At 43.2% G+C, this 22865-nt stretch carries 17 protein-coding genes; 1 reads left to right on the top strand and 16 read right to left on the bottom strand.

Annotation, left to right across the window (positions count from 1 at the left end; translation table 11 throughout):
* Positions 1-35: 35 nt before the first annotated feature.
* The 5 genes from C900_RS20455 to rpmH all read right to left on the bottom strand — a co-directional run bounded on the left by C900_RS20455 (position 36) and on the right by rpmH (position 3545).
* Positions 36-554, bottom strand: a complete 519-nt coding sequence (locus C900_RS20455; RefSeq protein ID WP_009582100.1) for a DUF2480 family protein — start codon at positions 552-554, stop codon at positions 36-38.
* 48 nt (positions 555-602) lie between these two features.
* A complete protein-coding gene (gene tsaB, locus C900_RS20450; protein WP_009582099.1) occupies positions 603-1283 on the bottom strand; it encodes a tRNA (adenosine(37)-N6)-threonylcarbamoyltransferase complex dimerization subunit type 1 TsaB in 681 nt (226 codons plus the stop codon).
* Complete coding sequence (locus C900_RS20445; RefSeq protein ID WP_009582098.1) at positions 1283-2938, bottom strand: S41 family peptidase; 1656 nt, start codon at positions 2936-2938, stop codon at positions 1283-1285. Before C900_RS20445 ends, tsaB begins: the two co-directional genes overlap by 1 nt.
* A gap of 2 nt (positions 2939-2940) precedes the next feature.
* Positions 2941-3303 (bottom strand): ribonuclease P protein component, encoded by a 363-nt coding sequence (gene rnpA, locus C900_RS20440; RefSeq protein ID WP_221408153.1) that lies wholly within the window; start codon positions 3301-3303, stop codon positions 2941-2943.
* Between the two features lie 86 nt (positions 3304-3389).
* A complete protein-coding gene (rpmH, locus tag C900_RS20435; RefSeq protein WP_009582096.1) occupies positions 3390-3545 on the bottom strand; it encodes a 50S ribosomal protein L34 in 156 nt (51 codons plus the stop codon).
* Positions 3546-3776: 231 nt separating this feature from the next.
* Between rpmH and C900_RS20430 the strand changes: the two genes are divergently transcribed.
* The gene (locus tag C900_RS20430) at positions 3777-5498 is read left to right on the top strand and encodes a M61 family metallopeptidase (RefSeq protein ID WP_009582095.1); all 1722 of its coding nucleotides are present in this window, start codon (positions 3777-3779) and stop codon (positions 5496-5498) included.
* A 617-nt stretch (positions 5499-6115) separates the two neighbouring features.
* On the opposite strand, the gene C900_RS20425 is transcribed toward C900_RS20430, so the two are convergent.
* The 11 genes from C900_RS20425 to C900_RS30695 form a co-directional block, all read right to left on the bottom strand.
* Entirely contained in the window at positions 6116-8182 is a 2067-nt protein-coding gene (locus C900_RS20425; RefSeq protein ID WP_040497197.1) for an insulinase family protein, read from the bottom strand.
* A gap of 25 nt (positions 8183-8207) precedes the next feature.
* Positions 8208-9569 carry a M16 family metallopeptidase gene (locus C900_RS20420; RefSeq protein WP_009582093.1) on the bottom strand — a complete coding sequence of 454 codons (1362 nt, stop codon included), beginning with the start codon at positions 9567-9569 and terminating at the stop codon, positions 8208-8210.
* Positions 9570-9606: 37 nt separating this feature from the next.
* On the bottom strand, positions 9607-10611 hold the full coding sequence (locus tag C900_RS20415) for an adenosine kinase (protein WP_009582092.1): 1005 nt from the start codon (positions 10609-10611) through the stop codon (positions 9607-9609).
* Between the two features lie 102 nt (positions 10612-10713).
* The gene (locus C900_RS20410) at positions 10714-11757 is read right to left on the bottom strand and encodes a glycerophosphodiester phosphodiesterase (protein WP_245558464.1); all 1044 of its coding nucleotides are present in this window, start codon (positions 11755-11757) and stop codon (positions 10714-10716) included.
* Positions 11758-11760: 3 nt separating this feature from the next.
* Positions 11761-12714 (bottom strand): formylglycine-generating enzyme family protein, encoded by a 954-nt coding sequence (locus tag C900_RS20405; protein WP_185113985.1) that lies wholly within the window; start codon positions 12712-12714, stop codon positions 11761-11763.
* A gap of 183 nt (positions 12715-12897) precedes the next feature.
* Positions 12898-14412 (bottom strand): sulfatase family protein, encoded by a 1515-nt coding sequence (locus tag C900_RS20400; RefSeq protein WP_009582089.1) that lies wholly within the window; start codon positions 14410-14412, stop codon positions 12898-12900.
* A 240-nt stretch (positions 14413-14652) separates the two neighbouring features.
* A complete protein-coding gene (locus C900_RS20395) occupies positions 14653-16878 on the bottom strand; it encodes a glycoside hydrolase family 3 N-terminal domain-containing protein (protein WP_040497189.1) in 2226 nt (741 codons plus the stop codon).
* Positions 16879-16886: 8 nt separating this feature from the next.
* Entirely contained in the window at positions 16887-17666 is a 780-nt protein-coding gene (locus tag C900_RS20390) for a carboxylesterase family protein (RefSeq protein WP_221408151.1), read from the bottom strand.
* Positions 17659-19008, bottom strand: a complete 1350-nt coding sequence (locus C900_RS20385) for a glucoamylase family protein (RefSeq protein ID WP_009582085.1) — start codon at positions 19006-19008, stop codon at positions 17659-17661. Before C900_RS20385 ends, C900_RS20390 begins: the two co-directional genes overlap by 8 nt.
* A 13-nt stretch (positions 19009-19021) precedes the next feature.
* The gene (locus C900_RS20380) at positions 19022-20983 is read right to left on the bottom strand and encodes a glucoamylase family protein (protein ID WP_009582084.1); all 1962 of its coding nucleotides are present in this window, start codon (positions 20981-20983) and stop codon (positions 19022-19024) included.
* Positions 20984-21082: 99 nt separating this feature from the next.
* The gene (locus C900_RS30695) at positions 21083-22858 is read right to left on the bottom strand and encodes a LamG-like jellyroll fold domain-containing protein (RefSeq protein WP_009582083.1); all 1776 of its coding nucleotides are present in this window, start codon (positions 22856-22858) and stop codon (positions 21083-21085) included.
* Positions 22859-22865: the final 7 nt, after the last annotated feature.

Below are 22865 nucleotides of genomic sequence, written 5' to 3'. Positions count from 1 at the left end.
ATAATCACAATACCTGACTAAGAAAATTTTTGAAATTATTTTTTGGGAGCCTTATATAACGGCACAGTACTGCATGGTTCGCCATACATTATGCTCGATGCTACAGATCGTAACTTGCTGGTAATCTCCACATAAGCAAATTCGGGAATGGGCAAGTGGCCACATCCTTTTACAACTACTTTTTTATCGAGAAATTCGTTGATATCAATTTTATCCAAGGCAACTTTGAATAAAATCTTTTCTAATTCACCAAGTGTCCCATGGATAACAGTAATGGCATGAGGTTCAAGTTTGGTTGCCAACAACATATAGGCCCAGGTAGGTACTATTGCGTCAGCCGTGCATGTCAGGGCTACATGTTTATCAGTATATTGTTCCCAATCATGGTCTTTGACGGCTTGTCTAAAATCCTTTTCCTTCAAGATGATACCCTGGAACAACCAATCTTTAATATCAAAAAGGACCCGTTCTCCATGCTGGTAATAATCTTCAAGGTTAAATGTAACTAATGGGCTTTGCGCTACTCTGTTTATTATCTCTCTTTCTTCTGCCATGATAAAGCTCTTAATTTTTTGGCCCGAATTTATTTTGCTGTAACGTTTCTATCTGGATTTCGGTTGACTAATTCTAAAATCTTTCAGATAAAATGGTTCAAAATATGCCACATTCTCAAACTGTGACTTTTGAAATTTTTCTGCAGCAATGGCTCCAATATGAATTGCATCGGGAAATACATGATCAATGAATACAGCATTATCACTTTTAATGACCCCCTTACATTTTGTGGCTCCATTGCCAAAGAATAATATCTTATGCACCGAAAGTTGCTCCTGAAATGAAGACTCATCGATAACCACAGGCCGCGTTTCCGATACAATATCTTTCTGAGCATTGACGAGCAAGCAGTAGACCTCCATTCGTCTTGCATCTATCATTGGACATAACATGGCTTGCCCGTGGTTATACTTGTTTACACCCCGCGCCATTGCTTCCAATGTGCTTACGGCAATCAATGGTATATCAAGAGAGAAGCACAAACCTTTAGCAGCCGAAACTCCAATACGTAAACCTGTGTATGAGCCGGGACCTTCAGATACCGCCACTGCTGACAAATCATTGATAGTATAACCACAGTATTCGACCAGAGACTTTATTGATGGGGCCAATAAGCCGGAGTGTGACTTATCGATAAATAGTGATTGGCTGCCCAATAATTCATTATTATCATGAAGGGCAACGGAACATACTGTGGTAGCCGTTTCGATGCTTAAGATTAAAGGCATTATTTTCCTGAAAGCAACTGATTATATGTTGCTGTATCTTTTAGTAATTCGATAGCTTTTTGAATATCCCGATCATCGTTAAAGGATGCTTCGAGGCTTCCCTTTTGCAGATAATACCTGGAGGCAATTTCTTCCTTGAGTACCTGCTTTATTTCTGATTTAAATTTTTCGAGGTCCTGTTCTTTGTTATGTTTTACTTTGTTCTTCAGGTCCATCAGTTGGTTCGCTATGTCCTTATAATATTTTTCCTTTTTAGCTGATTCTTCGAGTTCCACCAACTCTTCTTCTACCTGGGTGGTATAATCATAATCCTTATCAGATAGCCAGGACTTAAATTGCTTATATTCCTCATCCGTCAGTTCAAATTCGGCTGCGGATGGGATACTTTTTCTTTTGGAAGAATATTGCGTGGCATATTCAAAGATCAGTCCTTTTGTTAAGAGGCTCTGGGTAATCGGAGTATAATACTCCTGTTCGATGTCAACATCGGGGTCGAGCCCTCCTCCATCATATACAGTGCGTCCATTTTTTGTTTTGAACTCGCTAATTAATGAATCGGCCACTTTGCTCACGGTGCCATCTTCATTGCGATGGGTATAATCCAGAGACTGAATGCACCTGCCGCTGGGAATATAGTATTTTGCTGTTGTAACTTTTAGTTGTGCATTGTAGGTAAGCGGCCTGGTGGTTTGCACCAACCCTTTGCCGAATGTTCTCGAGCCCACAAGCAGCCCTCTGTCATAATCCTGCATAACTCCTGATACAATTTCCGCGGCAGAAGCACTGCCCCCATTAGTTAACACAACCAAAGGTATCTTATTATCGACCGGATTATTTAGTGTTTTATACGTTTTGTTCCACTCAGTCACTTTTCCTCTTGTGGACACCACATCCACTCCTTTTGGCACAAAAACATTAGAAACATTTACTGCCTCGCTTAATAATCCTCCGGGGTTGTTTCGCAGGTCCAGGATGATTTTATCAGCTCCTTGCTTCTTCAATTCTTCCACTGCCCGGGCTACCTCTTTACCTGCATCCATGGTAAAATCTTCGAGTTTAATATAACCAATGTTATCGTTTACCTTACCAAAGTAGGGTACATTGGTCACTGTAATTCGCTCCCGTTTAAAAGAAAAGCTCAGTGGTTCTTCATGGCCGTATCTTTTAATCGTAACTTCAACAGGAGTTTTTGCCTGTCCTTTGAGTAAAGTACTTATATCTGAAACTTCCATGCCCACGACCTTTTTACCATCTATGGCTATTAGTTCATCACCTATTTTTAAGCCCGCATTATAAGCAGCGAAGCCCTGGTAAGGCATCGTGATCACGGTCTTGCCATTCACCACACTGATTAGCGCTCCTATTCCGGCGTATTGGCCGGTGGTCATGGTGCGGAAAGATTCTATTTCATCTTCGGGAATATAATTGGTATACGGATCGAGAGATAGCAACATGGCGTCAATGCCTGTACGTATAACTTTATCCGGGTCGACCTCATCCACATAGTAGGCGTTCACTTCCTTAAACAGTGTAGCGAAAATGTCGAGGTTCTTTGCAATTTCAAAGTATCGCTCTGTGGGTGCAGTAAAGGACACCAGCGTTATCCCTATAATAAAAAATAGGGCGACTAATTTATTGGTTCTTTTCTTTAGCATTTTTATTCACCTTTAGCTAGCTGCTGATTTAAACGTTCAAGAGCCAAAATCAGTTTCCTTTCGATCTCTTTATACTCCAAAAGTTCTTTGGCAGTATAAATATACGCAATTTGAAGTTTAGACGTGCTCTTTAGAAGGTGCTTATTTAAGCGATAGGCCTCCCGGATTCTGCGCTTGAACTTGTTACGAAGCACCGCTTTTTTAAAGTTGCGTTTAGGAACGGAAATAAGAATCTGATGGAAGGAGCCTTTCGGGTCTGCCCTCGAGATGATCTTGAATGGGTATATATAAAAAGAGGAACCCTTTGAAAAGAGTTCCTGTATAGCCTTCTTACTGCAGAGCCGTTCTGACTTTTTGAAAGTCATTGATGTCATGGCCGTAGTTTTTTTCAATGTAGCATGAAAAAAAACGATTCCTATCGGCAGTATTTCTGCCGATTCATCGGCAAAGCTTATTTATGAGTTTTCTCGTCAGAAACTGTAAGCTTCTTTCTTCCTTTAGCTCTTCTTCTTGCTAAAACCGCTCTGCCGTTTGCAGATTCCATTCTTGCTCTGAAACCGTGCTTGTTCTTTCTCTTTCTTTGCGATGGTTGAAATGTCCTCTTCATGTGTAATATATTTTATCCCCCTGTTTAGGAAGGTGACTAGTCACTTTAAATTTCAATCGGGCTGCAAAGATAAATAGCTTTTTTGTATTTGCAAATTTTTGTTTCTCTTTCTGTTTGATGTTTGGTGTTTGGTGTTTGGTGTTTATACGATTAGAGCATTGATAAAAGATAAGGCCCGATTCTTCCCATGATTCGGCAGGATGTTGTTAATTTTATGCAAAACTAGTGTTTATGAAGTACTCTATTTCGTTCAGAAATCCTTTAACTCATTTTATTCATGTTGAATTAGAGCTAGATACGTCTCAGGTAGATATCATATCTCTGGCTTTGCCCATATGGCGTCCGGGAAGGTATGAAGCTGCCAATTATGCCAAAAATATCCGCGGATTTAAGGCTATATCTTCAGGTAATTCACTCTTGCCTTATAGAAAGATCTCACACAGCATGTGGGAGTTAGATACACGAGCTACAGATAAGGTGATGGTATCCTACGATTATTTTGCGTTTAAAATGGATGCGGGTAATAGTTGGTATGATGAGGAACTTATCTACATCAACTTCATTAACTGTATGTTATATGATATACAACAGTTGAATGAGGCATGTCAGGTATTTATTGACATTCCCGACAACTATTCCATCGCATGTGGTTTAAAGCGGCAGAGGAAAACTTTTGTTGCGGATAATTATTACGAACTGGTAGATAGTCCGCTACTTGCCAGTGCCGAGGTTGAACATATTGAATATAGTGCGGGAAATGTGCAGTTCCATATCTGGCTCAATGGGCGGCATCCGCTTGACCGTGATCAAATCACGAAAGCATTTCGAAAGTTTAGTGACAAGCAAGTGGAAATGATGGGTGAATTTCCCGAAGAGGAGTATCACTTTCTATTTCATCTGCTTCCTTATAAGTTATATCATGGAGTGGAGCATCACGATTCGACTGTCATTTGTCTTGGTCCGGCCGAAGCTTTAAATGATGAAGACCTTTACAGCCAGTTTTTAGGGGTTAGTTCTCATGAGCTATTCCATGCCTGGAATATTATCAGGATACGGCCAAAAGAAATTATGCCGTACGAATTTCATAAACCGGTTACATTCCCCACAGGGTTTGTGGCTGAAGGCTTCACCACTTATTATGGTGATCTTTTCCTGGTTCGAAGTGGGGTTTTTGACCGGGATTGGTACTTTAATGAATTGAACGTGCTATTTAAACGGCATTTTTCAAACTTTGGGAGACTCAATTATTCTGTGGTAGATTCCTCGGTAGACCTTTGGATTGATGGATATAGCGTCAGTGCACCGGAACGGAAAAGCTCCATTTATGTTGAGGGGGCTATGGTTGCGTTATGTCTGGATCTCATGATCAGGGAGAGTACAACCAATAAGTATTCGCTAGATGATGTTATGCGCGAATTATGGCTGCACTACGGCAAACAAAATATTGGCTATACCTTTGACGATATTCAAGCGCTTTGTGAAAAATATTATGGAAACAGTCTGGCGGAATTTTTTAAAGAACATGTCACTGGTTTAGCCTCTAAGGAAGATCTTATTAGTGAACTATTGAATTCTGTGGGCTGTCAGTTGATGAAAAGCGAGGCAGAAAGTAGCCTGGAAAAATATTTTGGATTGAGACTATCTGATAATAATGGTGGGCTGAGAGTAAGTCAGATCGCTCCTGGTTCCATTGGCGAAAGGCATTTTTCCCTTAATGATGAAATTCTTACGATCAATAATGAAGAAGCATCAATGGAAAAGATCAATTCTTATGACTCAAGTTCTTATGTATTTATGATAAGGAGAAATTATAAAGACCTTGAAATAAATATTACACCCGGAACAGATAGATATTTCCCGATTTACAAAATTGAACCCATCGCTCAACCATCTGAACGTCAACAGGAAGCATTTAGGCAATGGTTGGGGTGTGATTTAATAGTTGATGTTTGATGTTAGTCGGGGATTGTGTATTGGTTAATGGTTAATGGTTATTGGTCACCAATTTGACATGGTTTTCACTTTAAATTGTGTCAACCTATATCAGGGACGGACAAATTGACAAGGCAAGCTTTACTAGTCCTTATAGGCTTAGTAAAGCAGCATTCGTAACTCAATACAGGACATGTTTAACAGATCTGTGCCATACGCTTGGGGATAGCTTGCAGTTTAAGGCTAGGGCTTTGGTCAATCATTAATTGGTGCTTTGACTTGTTTGACAATTGATATTGCTTACAGATTGAAGCTCAAAGCTTGCTGCTATCCGTGCTTCGGTCTTCCGGCTTCTGGCTTCTTTTGGGTTAAGCTTTACAAGTCCTTATTAGGCTTAGTAAAGCAGTATTCGCAATTCAAGACTCAGGACCCTACTTGCCTACTGCTTCTGCCTACTGCCGATTGGTTCTGATGTTTGATGTTGCGACCTATAACATTCATCGGATGAGACTTGCTTTGCGGCCAATCATCCGATGAATTATTTCAAGGTTTATGTGATCTGCATAGTTCGTTGTAAAAAGCAAGAAGGCCGCTTGCGCGACCTCCTTAACTTATTGAATAGCGTGATAGCTCTTATTTTATTTAAAAGTATCTTCGCCAACCTCCGGGTTGATCTCAATATTTTGGGTTTTTACATTTAGCTTCATACCTCCACCCATAGGCTGTACCACAAGGTAAGGGAACTTTATACCATCAACCTCTTTATAGTCGCTATAGGTGGTTGATAGAGACATTTCTCCCTGCGGGGTCTTTTGGGTTTTGGTTTCTTGAACTTTCAGCCCTGATCCGGCATCATAATACTCGATCAATTTGCTGCCTGAGGGATAGGTTACCTCAATGGCATAAGCATCTTTACCGTCAATTTTTTCCACTCCTGTGAGCTCTATCTTGACACCCAATTTTTCATATTGCAATGCAGGGAAAGGGTAGCTGGCTAACAGCAATTGTTCTTTAGCTTCTTCATTTACAGGCACTTTGTTGCCCATTTGCATAACGACAGCTTCATCATCATTCAACAGTTGCTTGCTCATAACGTTTCCACCCATGCTGACTTCAATCAAAAGCTTCTCAGGCACTTTTTTAATTACTTTCATATCAATGGCGTTGCCCATCATCTCGGCACTCATATCCATTTTGATGGCCTTAACCGAGGAAAGCTTTTCTTCACCACCAAGCGCACTGATATAATTGTCAATCACTTTTTCTGCCGTTAGACCTGCCGGTAGTTCCTTAGCTGCGGATGGCTCATACTCATTGCCATAGATATCATAGTATTTTACCGCTCCAAATTTTTTCAGGCCATCAGCTACCTCAGAACCCTTGCCCACCACAATAATATTGGCGTGGTCGGGAAGGATATATTTATCAGCCATAGCTTTAACGTCTTCAAGTGTTGTTGCTGATACGTTTTTCAGATAGTTAGCATAATAATCTTCCGGAAGGTTATATCTGGCGGTGTTGATTGCAAAATTGGCTATTGTAGAGGGCTGCTCCAACGACCTGGCGAAGCTACCGATAATAGAAGCCTTTGCGGCTGTTAATTCACGCTCTTCTACCACGCTGTTACGAATTTTTTCGAGCTCCTGAATAAATTCATAAACAGCGCTGTCTGTAACTTCATTTCTTACACTTGCTGAAGCAACAAAATTGCCCACTAAATCATCACTAGATAGTGACGACCTCGCTCCATAGGTAAAGGCCTTATCTTCCCTCAGGTTTTGCATCAGCCTGGAAGAAAAGCCTCCACCCAGGATCTGATTGAGCACTCTGGTCTTGATTACATCAGGATTTCCTGGTCTTAGCTCCAGCGGGTAGGCGACCTCGATCACAGACTGAACGCTTGCAGGTCGATCAACAAGAGCTACGAAAGTGCTTTCGGGGGCCTGGGGCACCTCATAAACGGGTTGCTTGATCTCTCCTTTTTTCCATTTACTGAAATGCTTCTCTACCAGCTTTCTGGCTTCTTTAAGGTTAATGTCTCCTACAACTGCCAGGTATGCTACATTGGGTTTGAAATATTTATTGTAGTATGCCCTTACATCCTCCAGTTTAACATTTTCTACAGTTTCTTCAGTCGTAAGTTCACCATATGGATGTTCTTTTCCATATACCAGCACATTTCTCACGTTTCTGGCAATAGCATTAGGATCGTCTTTACTGGCCGCCAGCCCCGATACTGTTTGCTTTCTGATCTTCTCGAGTTCATCTTCAGGAAAAGCAGGATTAAACAGTACATCTGTCATCAGTTCCAGGAGCTTTTCCTTATGCTTGGTCAATGACGAGGCATAGATGCTACCAGAAGAGGTGGAAAGTGACGCTCCAATGAAGTCTATCTCTTCATCAAGCTGCGCTTTTGTTCTGTTAGTGGTCCCATTCCTTAAAAGCTGTCCGGCAAAACTTACGTATCCTGCTTTATCTCCTTCAATGATGGGTTCGTTATCAAGTATCAACGAAAAAGCCACTCTGGGCATTTTATGATTCTCAACTACAAATACTTTGAGGCCATTTTTTAGTTGAAATGACTGGTATTCACCTATCTGGATCTTTGGTGCGGGTCCTGGTTCGGGAGCTTTGCTTCTATCCACCTGGGCCGAAGTGCCAAGTGAGATAAGAAATAACGTTATGATTATATATATTTTGTTCATGTTATGGTTCATTTCATCTACATGTTTAATTGTCTGCTTTTACTTCTGACTCTGCTGGCTGGTCCCTGGCCGATTCCGGCAGATAGTAAAGAACTACTCTGTTTTCCTTTTTCAGGTACTTGTTAGCAACGGTTTGGATGTCTTCCCTGGTTACGCTCATAAAGCGTTCTATTTCGGTATTTACAAGGTTAGCATCTCCAAAATAAACATGGTAGTTGGCCAGGTTTTCCGCAACTCCTGCCATCGTGCTGTTCTGCGAAATGAAATCATTCTCCACCTGATTGCGGATCTTTTGAAACTCCGTTTCGGAGATCAATTCGTTTTTAACACGCTCGATTTGCTCATCTACACTGCTTTCAAGCTCCTCCACATTCACGCCCATATTAGCGATAGCATATATCAGATATAATCCCGGGTCTTCAAGTGCAAATGGAAACGCTCCGGCAGAAATGGCCTTTTGCTGCTCATCCACCAGGCTCTTGTACATTCTTGAGCTTTGCCCATCGCTAAGAAGGGTACTTAACATACTCAATGCATATGCATCTTCAGTGCCCTGCGCTGGTATATGATATGCTTCAACCACTGCTGGTAGCTGGATCTGATCATATACTATGTCTCTTACTTCCTTTTTTTGCTCCGGTTCAACTATATCAGGTCTAGGTATATCTTTACCTCCTGAGGGTATATCTGCAAAGTATTTAGCTACCAGTTTTTTGGTTTCTTCTACATCAATGTCTCCGGCAATTGAAAGGGTTGCATTTTCGGGTACATAGTAGGTCTTATAAAAGTCGATGAACTCTTCCAGACTGGCTGCAGTGAGGTGGTCAAGCGATCCGATGGGCATCCATTGGTATGGGTGCTTTGTATAGGCTCTTTTGAAAACCTCGATCATCAGGCTTCCATAAGGTCTGTTATCGTAGCGCTGTCTCTTTTCTTCTTTTACCACTTCCCGTTGCGTTTCAACGCCAATAGTTTCGATATTAGCATGCATCAGCCGCTCCGACTCGAGCCACAGGCCCAGTTCGAGTTGATTGGAAGGAAGAAGTTCGTAGTAAAAGGTACGGTCAAAAGAAGTGTTTGCATTGTTGACGCCACCGGCATTGGTGATGTATTTGTCAAACTCACCCCTTTTAATGTTTTCTGATCCTTCAAACAGTAGGTGCTCAAAGAAATGTGCAAATCCTGTTCTTTCAGGATCTTCATTTTTGGATCCTACGTGGTACATAATGGTCACGGCTACAATTGGTGTGCTGTTATCCTTGTGTAGAATAACATGAAGACCATTATCCAGGTCATACTCTGTAAACTCTATTTTGTTGCTTTTCTGTGCATTTAATGACAGTGTAAAAGCAAAAAACAGAATAAACATTATTGCTGCTTTTTTCATATTATAAAGGTTGATTAAAAAAATGGTTTACTTAAATTCAATTTCTTTCAAACAGGTGATTCAGTATCTCCTTGGCTTCGTGCCACTCCAACCTGGGACCCCATTTGGCTACTATTTTAGAAGATGCCAGGCTGGCTATTTTTCCGGCTTCAGCGTAGCTGTGACCATGAGTGATCCCGTAGAGGAAGGCTCCTGCAAACATATCTCCGGCTCCATTGGTGTCAACAGCCTTCACTGCATAGGGCTCTATATCAATAAATGTATCGCCATCGAAGATCATTGCCCCATTCGCTCCTTGTGTGATGGCAAATCTTTTAGCCACCTTCTTCAATTCTTCCCTGGCCTCGGAAAGGCTACTTTTTCCGGTAAATAGTTGTGCTTCCTCCTCATTGCAAAAGAGGAGATCAACACTGGCTCCTACAACCTGCTCGAGTGGCTCTTTGAAGTATTTCACCATGCTTGGATCGGAAAATGTAAGCGCTGTTTTAACATTGTGCTTTTCTGCTATTCGCTTGGCGTGTTTCATTGCCTCAAGTCCGTTCTCAGAAGTGATCATATAGCCTTCCAGGTACAAATAACTTGAATCCTTTAGGTGATTTTCTTCTACTTCATCAACCGTGAGATTTGAGGCAACACCCAGAAAGGTATTCATTGTACGGTTTGCATCAGGGGTGGTCATTACCAGACATTTTCCGGTAATACCTATTGGCACTGTATCTGCTGTAAAATTGGTGTCAACTCCATTTTCTCGAAGGTCTTTAAGGTAAAACCTGCCCATTTCATCGTTGGCAACTTTACAGGAGTAAAAGCAGTTGCTGCCAAACTGGCTTGCTGCAATGACTGTATTTGCTGCTGACCCACCACAGGCGAGATTACTGCTTGGCAAATGAATGGCCTCTACCAATTCGTGCTGTCGCTCTTCATCTACGAGGGTCATCAGGCCTTTTTCAATTTTATATTTTTCAAGAAAATCGTCTCCGACCTCTGTTACAATATCTACCAGGGCATGACCTATGCCATAAACATCATATTTTCTTTCCATTTAATACTATTTAAAACTTATTAGTGCCGCTAAAATAGGTTTCTTAGGCGAGGTTTTAAAATTTAATTGACCCGGCCTCGCTGTAAAAGTCTAACTTAAGGATCACTTTTTATTATCTGGTAAAGGTAAAGTTAGGCCCAATTGTTTAGCCATGTTGGGGTAATCGGTTATTATCCCATCAACTCCCCAGTTTACCAGTTCCTGCATTTCCTTCTCCTCATTTACAGTCCAGGGAATAACTTTTATCTTTTTATCATGCAGTTCTTTGACTGTTTTTTTTGAAAGCAATTTATAGTAAGGGCTATAGATCTGCGGAATAAAGCCAATGTTGGCAAGATTAGTCTCTATAGACTTGGTATTCTCTACCAGCGCAGCCAGTCTGACTTTTGGATACTTCTTATGCCAGTACTTTAAGACCCGGAAATCAAAAGACTGGATCACTATACGCTCCATCGGTAGATACTGGTTAATAAGAGCGTAAACCAGATCGGAAAACTCTTCAACTGAAGGGTGAAATTTATCGTCCCCTTCTTCAGTGCTTTTAATCTCGATATTGTAATCAACCTCATACCGGGTATAACTTTTTATGTGTTTTTCTACTTCTTTAATCACATCGCTGAGCAGGGGTTTGCTTACGCTTATACTTTGCTGCTCCGGAAACCTGGTGTTGTTTAACCCTCCGCAATCAAATGCTTCTACTTCTGCATAGGTCATCTCATAAATATTGTATTTCTTTTCGTTCTTTATTTTTGAGTTGTCGGGCATCAGGCATATATCAGATGACATCCAGGGTTCGTGTGATACTACTACGCGTTTATCTTTTGTGATCACCACGTCCAACTCTAATGTGGTTACTCCCTGGTCCAGTGCATACTTAAAGGCGGGGATTGTGTTTTCCGGCATCATACCCCGGGCACCGCGATGGCCCTGGATGTCTAGCTTTTGGGCGTTTGAGAATAGTGGTGTCATGAAGAGTATTGCGATGATTGTGATGATTGCGATGGTAAAGTGATGGTGATGGTAGTGATGGTACGTGGGGACACGTACCATTGGGGTGGGGACACGTACCATTGGGGTGGTGATGATTGTAATGATGACGGTACGTGGGGACACGTACCACTGCAAGGGTGAGGGTTCGTTGGTCATAGATTAAAATCTTTTGTCATTACTAAGGTACGATTTATATGTGGTTTTTATTGTTGTGTTTTGGTTTGGTGTTTGATGTTTGGGGTTTGATGTTCGCCTGTCAACATCCATGGCACAGCGGAAGCCCATATGGAAGTTGGAGGTTTCGCGGGAGGTAAACTGGCGGGCTGAAACGCGGTAGCCATGACAGACCAGTGAATCACACATAAAGGAGCCGCCTCTGATCACTTTTACATTTGGATCTTTTTGGTAAGGATAATGATTCCCCGGATACAACTCGAAGATATTACTACACCATTCCCATACATTTCCACCCATGTCAGACATACCGCATGATGTTATTCCGAAGGCACCAACGGGTGAGGTATGGGCAAAGTCGTCAGCTACTGTGTTGGTATCGGGAAAATGTCCTTGCCATACATTAGCTTTAAATACACCATTGTTATCGGTGAGGCTGTTTCCCCAACTGTATTTGTCATTGGTGTTTTTACCATTTCGGGCGGCAAATTCCCATTCATATTCGTGTGGCAGCCTCTTGCCAGCCCATGAAGCATAGGCCATGGCATCATTCCAGCTAACATGGGTTATGGGATGGTTATCTTTAGCCGGAGCACCATTGGGGCCAAGTGGCTGCTGCCAGGTGACACTATCCACTAACTCGTATATAAGCTTTTTATAGTTGAAAAGGGCAGAGTTTCCAAATTTTTCAGCATCGGTTTTGTATCCGGTCGTCTGTACAAACGCTCTGAACTGCGCTACCGTGACAGGGTGTTTATCAATAAAAAAGGGGGCTATTTCTGCTTCAAAGGTTGGTGCTTCGTTTGTTAAACCATGCTCTGAGCCGATGGTTATATCACCTCCGGCAAAATATACCATCCCTTCAGGGGCTGTGGGATTGGGATTGCAGGTTAGTAGCACTCCTGCTATAAGCAAAAGCAAAACTTGTCTTATTAGCAAACCGGTGATTTGGATTTAGTTTTTTGATAATTAATTTGGTGATATTACAGCTTTTTAGCATAAATCTACCAGTCTGAAGACTGGAATTTCGGTTAAGGTACAAGTGACGCTATAGCTTAACACTTGCGCCAGCTACTAATCTCTTTTGGTCAAATAAACTGGGTTTTAAAAGATCTTTTCCTACTAGTACGTGTTTTTATAACCATGATCAAATCTTGCTCCGCGGTCTTCTTTGAGCGGGATCTGCATGCCTCCTGTTCGCTCTAGCCAATTGAAGAGATCTGCTCTTAATTCTTTGGCGATGGGTTGGTGCTCTTCACTTCTGATCAGGTTGTTCATTTCCATCGGATCATTTTCGATGTCGTAGAGTTCGTTGATATCCCATATGCCGTAGTACCTGATGTATTTGTACTTATCCGTTCTTACAGCATGCACCGTGGGGGTTTGCGGAAAGGGTCGCTCCCAAAAATATTCATAGTAGATGCGATCTCTCCATTCAGGAGTCTCTCCCTTCAGCAGCGGCACAAAAGATTGTCCGTCCATGTTGGCTGGCTTTTCAAGTCCTGCCAGGGCCAGGATCGTAGGAGCTATGTCGATATTCTGAATCAACTGGCCAACGCTATCTTTTTGCAATAGCTGTCCACCTCCGTAAGCCAGCAAGGGTACGCGTATTGATTCTTCATAAGCATGTCGTTTATCTATGAGTCCGTGTTCGCCAAATGAGAAGCCGTTGTCTCCCATATAGAAAACCAAAGTTGATTCAAGGAGATCATTTTCTTCCAGATAACTTAGCACGTCCCCAATACTTTCATCTATGGAGAGCAGGGTTTCATTATAGTTTTCATAAAATTCATCAAAATTGATCTGCCCGTGGTACATGTAGTCTACGCCATGCCAGCTATGGCGTTGTTTTTTCACCCAATCAGGTACGTCTTTATAGTTGTACTTCGTGGTATCGGCACTTGCCGGAAACATGGTTGGCGGGTATTGCGGTTTTGTACCTTCATATACATCTTGATGCCTTTTTGCCGGCGAAAATTCCGAATGTACGCCCTTGTGTGACAGGTACATGAAGAACGGCTTGTCTTTCTTTCTTTTCCCAAGCCATTCTATAGCCTTCTCTGTCAGCAAATCGGTGATATAGGTGCTGTCAGTGTATTCTACTTCCTCCCCATCAATGTTTAGTGTAGGATTATAGTAAACTCCCTGTCCTTTAAAGCTTACCCAGTAGTCAAATCCCTTTCTGGGATTGGCATGGTGTTCCCCCATGTGCCATTTACCAAAAAAGGAAGTTTCGTATCCGTATTTTTGCAAGTATTGTGGAAAAAATATTGCCCTGTCGGGTACCGGAGACTGGTTATCGACTACCTGGTGGCGGTGAGAAAACTGGCCTGTTAGGATTGAAGCACGGCTGGGTGAGCAGAGTGAAGTAGTAACGAATGCATTGTGAATGTGCGTCCCTTCTTTTGCCATTTTATCCATGTTAGGTGTTTGTAAAAAAGGCACTTTCCCGGTAAACCCCATAAAATCGTACCTGTGGTCGTCACTCAATATGAAGATCACATTCATTGGAGGAGTATCTGAAGTTTTTTCAAGTACCAACCCGTCTGAATCACTTTGTGTATGATGCGGGTTATCGCAAGAATAAAAAAAGCCACTTATCAATAGGAGTATAAAGTATCTGCCGGATAAAGTCATAGTGTTTCTGTTAATGGTCTTTTCACAAAAGGGGCCGAAGCCTTTTATATTCAACCTAATCCCCTATGAGACTGAAAACTGTTCTTCGGTTTATACCCCTTTGTGAAAAGATCCTCTTTTTAAGGTCATTCAGAATGACTGATCTTACTAAGTTCAAGGGTACTATTCACAACTTAGGAAGATACTTCCTGCCCTCAGCATGACCACGTATTCTTTTAAGTATTTTATATCGAACTCATGTTATTTTAATGTAAACTGAGCTGTCTTTCCTTCTGCCGAGTTTGGCCCTATTGTGATCAAAAATTCACCGGGTTCAACTCTATATGACATATCTCTAGTGTAAAATTTCAGATTATCCGAATTTATCGTAAACGTCACCACCTTGCTTTCTCCGGGCTTCAAACTTATTTTCTCAAAACCTTTTAGCTCTTTCACAGGCCTTGTAACGCTTCCCACCAGGTCCCTAACGTAAAGCTGTACCACTTCCTGCCCTTCGTACTCCCCAGTATTCTTCACCATCACCTCTATGGTCAGATTTTCATGCTCCTTTATTTCGATTTTACTGAGCTTCGGCTCCCCGTATTCAAAAGTAGTGTAGCTAAGACCGTAGCCGAAAGGATATAATGGTTCGTTAGATACATCCAAATACTTACTGGTGTATTTTGAATCAGCATCGAAAGGGCGTCCGGTGTTTTTCATACTGTAGTAGATCGGTATCTGACCTACATTGCGAGGGAAGGTGATGGTCAGCTTTCCTGAAGGATTATACTTCCCTGCCAACACCTCAGCGATGGCCTTCCCGGCCATGGTACCCAAGTGCCATGTATTCACAATAGCAGGAATATTTTCATCCATCCACCCAATGGTCAGCGGACGACCGGCCATTACCAGGGCGACAATCGGCTTTCCCGTCTGATATATTGCCTCAACCAACTCCTGCTGCACTCCCGGGAGATCCAGCCCTGACCTGCTGGCTGCCTCTCCACTTTGCTGATGGTTTTCACCAACAGCCATAATTACCAGGTCTGCTGCCCTGGCGTTTTTTGTTGCTTCTTCGAAACCACTTTTGTCGCTTCCCATGAAATCCGCTCCTTTAGTATAAGTGATCTTTGCCTTTGGGAACGCTTCTTTCAGTCCCTGAAGTACAGTAACTACCTTATTGGCATCACCGGAGGCATGCCATGTGCCCAGCATGTCTATCTGATTATCGCCCAGAGGACCAATAAGAGCTATAGATTTGACATCATTGGCTATTGGGAGCAGCTTTTTGTTGTTGTAAGGTTCGTTTTTCAATAGTACAATAGATTCACGTGCCGAAACCAGCGCATGATCCATCAGCTCCTTCGAAAACAGCACCTGCAGCTCTCTTTTTTCATCGAGGTAACGGTATGGGTCTTTGAACAATCCAAGCCTCCACTTCATTTCCAGTATTCTCCTTACTGCCTCATCGACCTGCTTTTCAGAAACCTTACCCTCGTTCACCAACGTAGCCAGGTGGTCATTATAAACACCCCCTTGCATATCCATATCGACACCGGCATTCAGCGCAAGGTCTGCGGCCTCTTTTTCATTGGCCACTACTCCATGGGGCACCATTTCGTTGATTGAGGTATAATCTGTTACCACAAACCCCTTAAACCTCCATTCTTCTCTTAAAATTTCAGTCATCAGGTACCTGCTTCCCGAAGCAGGAACCCCATGCAATTCGTTGAATGAAGTCATTACGGTGGCAGCTCCTGCATCTATAGCCGCTTTGTAGGGTGGCAGGTATGTCTCCCTGAGCACACGGTCTGACATATCCACCGTATGGTAATCACGGCCTGCCTGAGAAGCTCCGTAGGCAGCAAAGTGCTTTACACAAGCCAATACGGTAAACGGGTCGCTTAGGTCATCCCCCTGGTAGCCTTCTACTTTTGCTTTGGCGATAAGGCTACCCAGGTAAGTGTCTTCCCCTGAGCCTTCCGCAATCCGGCCCCAGCGCGGATCACGTGCTATGTCGACCATAGGATTAAATGTCCAGTTCAGGCCCGAGGCAGCCGCTTCTTTAGCCGACAGACGGGCCGTTTCTTTGATCAGATCGAGGTTCCAGGAGGAGGCTTCCGCCAACGGTAATGGAAAGATGGTCCTGTGCCCGTGGATTACATCATACCCAAAGAGTAAGGGGATGCCCAGACGAGTCTCTTCCACTGCCATGCGCTGAAGGTCGCTGTTGTATTTTACTGTATGCGCATTGAACAGCGCTCCTACTTTACCGGCCTTCAGGTCCTCTTTATAATTTTCATTAAGTGTAGGCCCTGTCACATCCCAGCCGCTGGTATAAAGAGTCATCTGCCCAATCTTTTCTTCAAGTGTCATCACACTCAACAGTGAATCTATGTGGGAATCGACTGTTTTTCCATTCCTTTCCTGCGCACAAGTGAGTGTGCTGTATCCTAAAATCAGTATCGGTAAAAATCTTTTTATCATTTTTTATATTACTTCTTGTTTGAAAAAAGCCAGGGTAGCAGCTCAGGCTCTGCAAAAGCGCTGTCCCAGCTATTATGATTAGCATTTGGATAAAGTGTATATTTCACATCTCCACCTTCTTTCTTCAAAGCCTCGACCATTACCTCGGAGCCCCTTGGGGGTACAACATCATCCTTGGCACCATGGAATATCCAAAAGGGAACCTTTTCAGCGTATTTTTTTGCCATTTTAGGATTTCCGGCTCCACAGATAGCAAAAGCAGCCGCAAAAGTCTCCGGTCTGAGTCCAACCAATTCGTAGGTACCCATTCCGCCCATAGAAAGGCCTGCAATGTATACCTGACGAGTGTTTACAAAAGTCTCATGCAGCAGAGCATCCAGCAGATCTGAGACATTCTTTAATGCATTAGTCGGCTCGCTATCCTCTTCAAAATAGAATTCTCTTTCTCCATTGTTGTACCTCGATTTTATACTTGACCAGTAGTCTTCTTTTGGGCATTGCGGAAAGATCACTATTGCAGGGTGGTTGGAACGCTTTTCCATGAATAGCGAACTTCCGTGTACGAGTTGTTTTTTGTTGTCATTGCCACGCTCTCCTGCGCCATGAAGAAATATTACCAGCGGGTATTTCTTTGACTTGTCAAAATTTTCAGGCCAGAGGATGCGGTAAAGCAAAGTATCTCCATCATTAATAAAGTGTTTGCTCTCAAATGCACTTCTATCTTGTGTCATACCGCCTGTGCTTAACATGAAAAACATTACTGTCGATATAGCTAGCATCTTACTCATAAGAAAATCCCAGTTTCGTTAATCCTTCTTTTACCTCCGGGGCCTGCATGAACAGCTCCCACAATAGTCCGCTGCGATGGTTTTCGATCATCACCGGAATAGGCCCCTGGTCTATGGCCAGGTAGCGGGGCAGATACCAGTCCTTTTCGAGGCTGAAAGCATCATAGGGTCCGTATTCTCCTACCAGAGAATCAGCATCTGTGTATAGAAATCGCAGAAAATCCATGCTTTGATCAGGTGTATAGGGAAATGATGACAAGGCTGCCGTTGGTGATATGACACCAAGGTCGTTGCTGGGTTGGTGCCCGGCATAACCGGTGGGTGAATAGCTTGAGGTGAGCCCCCAACAACTCTTACCATACCCTTCATAATTTTTTGGGTTGCGCACACAGTACTCATAGTGGATCAGTGCATGGTTCTGATTCAGTTTCCAATAGTCTGCATATTTGTCTTTAAGGTTTCGTGGATCCAGCCCTAAATACGAATAGTGCGCCCAGAACAGCGGTCCAACAGGATCATTGTTGTGTTCATAGTGGTCGAGCACTGTTTCATAGCCCAGGTATGTGGTATCCATGGCTATGGAATCGTTACGGGCCCAACCCTGATGATATACCTCCGGCTCGATGGGATAAGTAGGAGAAGCTGCTGCCAGCACATACATGATCAGGCATTCGTTGTAGCCACCTACCGGGAAGTTCATATCCCAGCCGTTATTCGGAGACCAATGCCAGTACAGCACGTTTTCACCTCCTTTTGTATACCAATCCCACTCAACCCCGCGCCATAGCTCATCAATTTTTGCCGCCAGCGCTTTTTCCTGTTCGCTGCCGTTTTTAAAATACTCCCTCACCGTCAGTAAGCCCTGAACAAGAAAGGCTGTTTCCACGAGGTCTCCTCCATCATCTTTAGGGCTAAAAGGCTTTACCTTGCCTGTTTCGCCTTCCAACCAATGAGGCCAGGCGCCATGAAACCGGTCAGCGGTATGCAGATAGCTTACTATTTTCTGAAACCGCTCCAGTCCTTCCTCTCTGGTGATGAAACCTCGTTCGATTCCGACCAAAATAGCCATTAAGCCAAAACCAGAACCTCCGGTAGTCACCACGTTTTTGTCATCCTGAGGGTAAATACCATCCATATGTGTCCTTTCCCTGCCAAGTCCGGATACCGGCTCGGCATTGTCCCAGAAATACTGGAAGGTTTGGTACTGAACAAGAGTCATCAGAGAGTCATCTGAAATGGTATTTTTTGCTCCGTTATGCAATTCTTCAGAAGTCTGCGGCTTTTGCCCACAGGAGGCGATGATCAGGATTAAAACTATAAATATGTAAAAGTGTCTAGTCATTAGTGTTTTCAAATTAGTATGATGTAAAATTTAGTTTGTTCAATCCGGTTGCAATTTCCGTATTGCTCATAAAAAGGTCCCAAAGAAGCCCTGTACGGTAGTTTTCTATCATGATTATAACAGGCCCCTGATCTATAGCCAGATAAGAGTCAGCCACCCACTGTTCTGTAAAATTGAAGGCATCATAAAACCCGTATTGTCCCCATAACTTATCTCCTAGCAAATAATAGAAGTGATGCAAGGCATCCATTGAATATTCGGGTGTATATGGCATCGATGATAGAGCCGCTGTTGGCGTGATCACACCCAGGTCATTATCCGGTGAATGTGCAGCATAGCCCTGATGGTTGTCACTGGCAGTCAGGCCCCAGCTATAAATGCCATAGCCGACATAATTTAAAGGGTTGGCTGCAGTGTAGGCCCTATTGATCAAAGTATGGTTAACATTTTGAGTCCAGTAATTGGAATACTGATCTTCCAGATTGCGTGGGTCAAGTCCAAGAAATGAATAATGTGCAAAGAATAAGGGACCACCCTTTCCGTTTCCAAGCGGCAAGGTAATGCCGTAGTACTCGTTACCATTTTTTATATCACCATCTTCAGCCCAGCCATTGTGATAAACATCAGCATTTATGGCATGAGTAGGTGACGAAGCTGCCAACACGTAAACTATTAGGGCCTCATTCCATCCTCTTACCTGGTGATTCATCTCCCAGCCATAGTCTGGCGACCAGTGCCAGTACAATACATCCTCGCCGCCACGGGTGTACCAATCCCAATCCACTTCTTCCCAAAGCTGCGTGATCTTCTCCTGAATAGCCGCTTCCTGTTGGTCGGCATCATCCAGGTACTCCCTAACGGTCAGCAGTCCTTGTATCATCAATGCAGTCTCCACCAGATCACCTCCATTGTCTTTTTGACTAAACGGGATAACATCACCTGTATTCCCATCCATCCAGTGCGGCCATGCACCATGAAAGCGATCAGCAGAGGTCAGAAAATTGACAATGGTTTCAAGCCTGTCTACCCCTTGCTGCCTGGTGATGAATCCCCTTTCTATGCCCACAACAATAGCCATAACTCCAAAGCCAGAGCCCCCAGTAGTCACCACGTCTCCTGAAGTGTTTCTCTCTCGTGTCATGCCACTTACCGGATGTGCGAAGTCCCAGAAATATTTGAAGGTTTGTTCCTGAACCTTCGTTAGAAGCTCTTCATCAGGAATCTCAGGAAATTTCGGAGTAGAATCCACGGCTGTGTAAAAATTCAATTCATAGCCGGTAAACGGCTCCCCGTCCTGCCCTAAAAGCGCATCTGACAACTGTAAATAGTATTTTTTCAGATGCTGCAAAGCAGTTGTACTGCTGATGATCATGGTCTTATCTCCGTTGGACGGGGTGAAATTAAGAGCGGAAAATCCGGTGATGGTCAATGCTTCCTCAAAAGAAGCTTTATCAATGGCCGATGAAAAGTTGAAGGTCATAGATAGATCAACAGGCACATTGCTAAGCCTCAGTGTCTGAACAACTTCTTCACCCTCAATGAAAACTGAGAGCAATTCAAGGTCATCAGGCCTGGTTTTGAAGCTGACAGATGTCGGAGTTGCTGCGGCTCCTCCCTCGCTCCTCAACTGATCAGATACCTCAATGGTATAAACGGTATTGCTTGCTAGTATTGTTGATGGCCGAATGACCACTGTATTGCCAGAAGAGAGGGTTAGCTCTATCGATATGTTTTGATCATTGGCTTTTACAGAAATGCCATTGGCCATAGAAGCCTCCTGAACCACGCCTGAAAAAGTTAGCGCTATCGACCTGTCTAAAGGAGCTTTTTCGGCTATAGCTCCAGACAGACTGAGTTCGATGCCGCCTATAGAAGCACGCTGTAGCTCAAAAGAAGTGTGCTGATCTTCATCATCGCTACAAGCGTTGAGCCCTATAATCAGAAGTATAAATGTGAAAAAAGTTTTCAAAGACATTCCTTTAAGTGATAATGAGGGGCTCCGGTTTTACACGAAGCCCTCATTTGCATTAATCAACTACTCACTATGAAAAATTTAATTGTTTAACAATGGCTACTATTTTGCATCAATTATATCCTGAACCTCTGCCTGAGTAAGCACTTTATCAAAGATCCTTAGTTCGTCTATATAACTGAGGTCTGACCGATGGTCCCATCCTGTGAACCGGGGAGCGCCTGATCCTATGGAAAGGATGTCGCAATCTGTCCAGTCGACTCCATCAAATGTTCCCTGCGATACGATTTCACCGTTGATGTAGATTACCGCTTCGGTACCTGAGATAGTAAAAGCCATATGCACCCAATCAGTAGCTACTGCAGGGTCAAGATCAGCCGCATCCCCACCATCAAACCATGCATCACCGGCTCCTGTTCCTACATTTAACTTAAATCTCTGGTCTCCTCCAGCATCTTCCCTGAAAAACCTAAACCCGCTTGTTCTCACATTCTGAGCGTCAGGATTGTCAGGATCAGGGGGCCCAATGACCAAAATACCCGCACGATTTGGATCATTATTTAATTTATACCAGAAAGAGGCGCTAAATTCACTATTTTCAAGACCACCTGAAGGAAAGGTCAGATATGAATCTGTAGCTCCTGCATAGGCATTACTTCCCCGTAAACTTTCCCCTGCAAATCCTGGCGTTCCTACTTCTGTTGCACTTGTGCCCGAGACAGACTCGGTATAGTTACCATCAAATGGCATATAGAATATCTCTCCGAATTCAGGCCCTCCACCCACACTTCCACCTTCATCAGCAATGATATTTTGGATCTCTGTTTGTGATAATTCTTTATTGAACAAGCGCAATTCATCAAGATAGCTTTCGTCCGACAAGTGTCCCCATTCGGTAAAATGTGGTGCCCCGGACATTATGGATAATACATCTACCCCGGACCAGTCCACACCTGGAAAGCTACCCTGGCTCACTACTTCTCCATTAATGTATACGGCCGAATGGCCTCCTGATATTGTAAATGCAAAGTGTACCCACTCATCAGTATCCGGATCCACATCGGCAGCGCTACCACCGTCAAACCACGAGTCGCTATCTCCTGTTCCTACGTTAAGTTTAAAGCGTTGCGCTCCAGCGGCATTTTCCCTAAAAAAACGAAAACCTGCCGTTCGGTCATTTTGTGCTGTAGGATTTGCCTCATCTTCAGGCCCCGCCACTAAAATACCCGCACGATCCGGAGCTGAATTAACTTTCATCCAGAATACCGCACTAAACTCAGTACCTGTTAATCCTTCCATAGGAAAGGTAAGATAGGAATTCACAGCTCCTGCATAGGCATCACCACCCATTTTGCCTTCATCAGCAAACCCCGGAGTGCCCACAACTGTTGGAAAAGTCACGCTTACCAACTCAACATTTTCACCATCAAAAGGCATGTAAAAGATCTCTCCATCATATTTAGCAACATAAGGTGGTTCTTTTGAAAAGTTTACTGATTTGGAAGTGCTTTTACCTTCAATGTCTGTAGCTGTGACTGTAAGGGTATGGTTCCCGTTGGTCAGGTTCTCATACTGGTATTCGTCTATTACTTTACGGAAATCCTTAAACTCACTATAGGTTGTGAGTTCTGTACCGTTCAATGCGAGCTTAATTGTTTTAATTTCAATATCATCCGTCACTTCGAATTTGATATTTATTGAGGTAACTTCGTCATATACCTTTATTGCAGTACCTTCATTCGGGTAGTTGATTGTTACTCCGGGAGCCGATTTATCCGCCCCCGGATCTACAGCAGAAATATCATCTATGTATCCATCGTCACATCCAAGAGAGAATGACAGGACAGTTATTATTAATAGCGTTAATTTTTTCATCATCGTCATT

The sequence above is a fragment of the Fulvivirga imtechensis AK7 genome (genome assembly GCF_000331535.1).
In the GTDB taxonomy this organism is placed as follows: Bacteria; Bacteroidota; Bacteroidia; order Cytophagales; family Cyclobacteriaceae; genus Fulvivirga; species Fulvivirga imtechensis.
Note: the sequence above shows the minus strand (reverse complement) of the source record. Positions and strands in the feature narration are given on the sequence as shown.

Excerpts from the sequence above, each read along its gene's own strand:
- C900_RS20455 (WP_009582100.1), bottom strand. The coding sequence starts at position 554 with ATGGCAGAAGAAAGAGAGATAATAAACAGAGTAGCGCAAAGCCCATTA.
- tsaB (WP_009582099.1), bottom strand. The coding sequence starts at position 1,283 with ATGCCTTTAATCTTAAGCATCGAAACGGCTACCACAGTATGTTCCGTT.
- C900_RS20445 (WP_009582098.1), bottom strand. The coding sequence starts at position 2,938 with ATGCTAAAGAAAAGAACCAATAAATTAGTCGCCCTATTTTTTATTATA.
- rnpA (WP_221408153.1), bottom strand. The coding sequence starts at position 3,303 with ATGACTTTCAAAAAGTCAGAACGGCTCTGCAGTAAGAAGGCTATACAG.
- rpmH (WP_009582096.1), bottom strand. The coding sequence starts at position 3,545 with ATGAAGAGGACATTTCAACCATCGCAAAGAAAGAGAAAGAACAAGCAC.
- C900_RS20430 (WP_009582095.1), top strand. The coding sequence starts at position 3,777 with ATGAAGTACTCTATTTCGTTCAGAAATCCTTTAACTCATTTTATTCAT.
- C900_RS20425 (WP_040497197.1), bottom strand. The coding sequence starts at position 8,182 with ATGAACAAAATATATATAATCATAACGTTATTTCTTATCTCACTTGGC.
- C900_RS20420 (WP_009582093.1), bottom strand. The coding sequence starts at position 9,569 with ATGAAAAAAGCAGCAATAATGTTTATTCTGTTTTTTGCTTTTACACTG.
- C900_RS20415 (WP_009582092.1), bottom strand. The coding sequence starts at position 10,611 with ATGGAAAGAAAATATGATGTTTATGGCATAGGTCATGCCCTGGTAGAT.
- C900_RS20410 (WP_245558464.1), bottom strand. The coding sequence starts at position 11,757 with ATGACCAACGAACCCTCACCCTTGCAGTGGTACGTGTCCCCACGTACC.
- C900_RS20400 (WP_009582089.1), bottom strand. The coding sequence starts at position 14,412 with ATGACTTTATCCGGCAGATACTTTATACTCCTATTGATAAGTGGCTTT.
- C900_RS20395 (WP_040497189.1), bottom strand. The coding sequence starts at position 16,878 with ATGATAAAAAGATTTTTACCGATACTGATTTTAGGATACAGCACACTC.
- C900_RS20390 (WP_221408151.1), bottom strand. The coding sequence starts at position 17,666 with ATGAGTAAGATGCTAGCTATATCGACAGTAATGTTTTTCATGTTAAGC.
- C900_RS20385 (WP_009582085.1), bottom strand. The coding sequence starts at position 19,008 with ATGACTAGACACTTTTACATATTTATAGTTTTAATCCTGATCATCGCC.
- C900_RS20380 (WP_009582084.1), bottom strand. The coding sequence starts at position 20,983 with ATGTCTTTGAAAACTTTTTTCACATTTATACTTCTGATTATAGGGCTC.
- C900_RS30695 (WP_009582083.1), bottom strand. The coding sequence starts at position 22,858 with ATGATGAAAAAATTAACGCTATTAATAATAACTGTCCTGTCATTCTCT.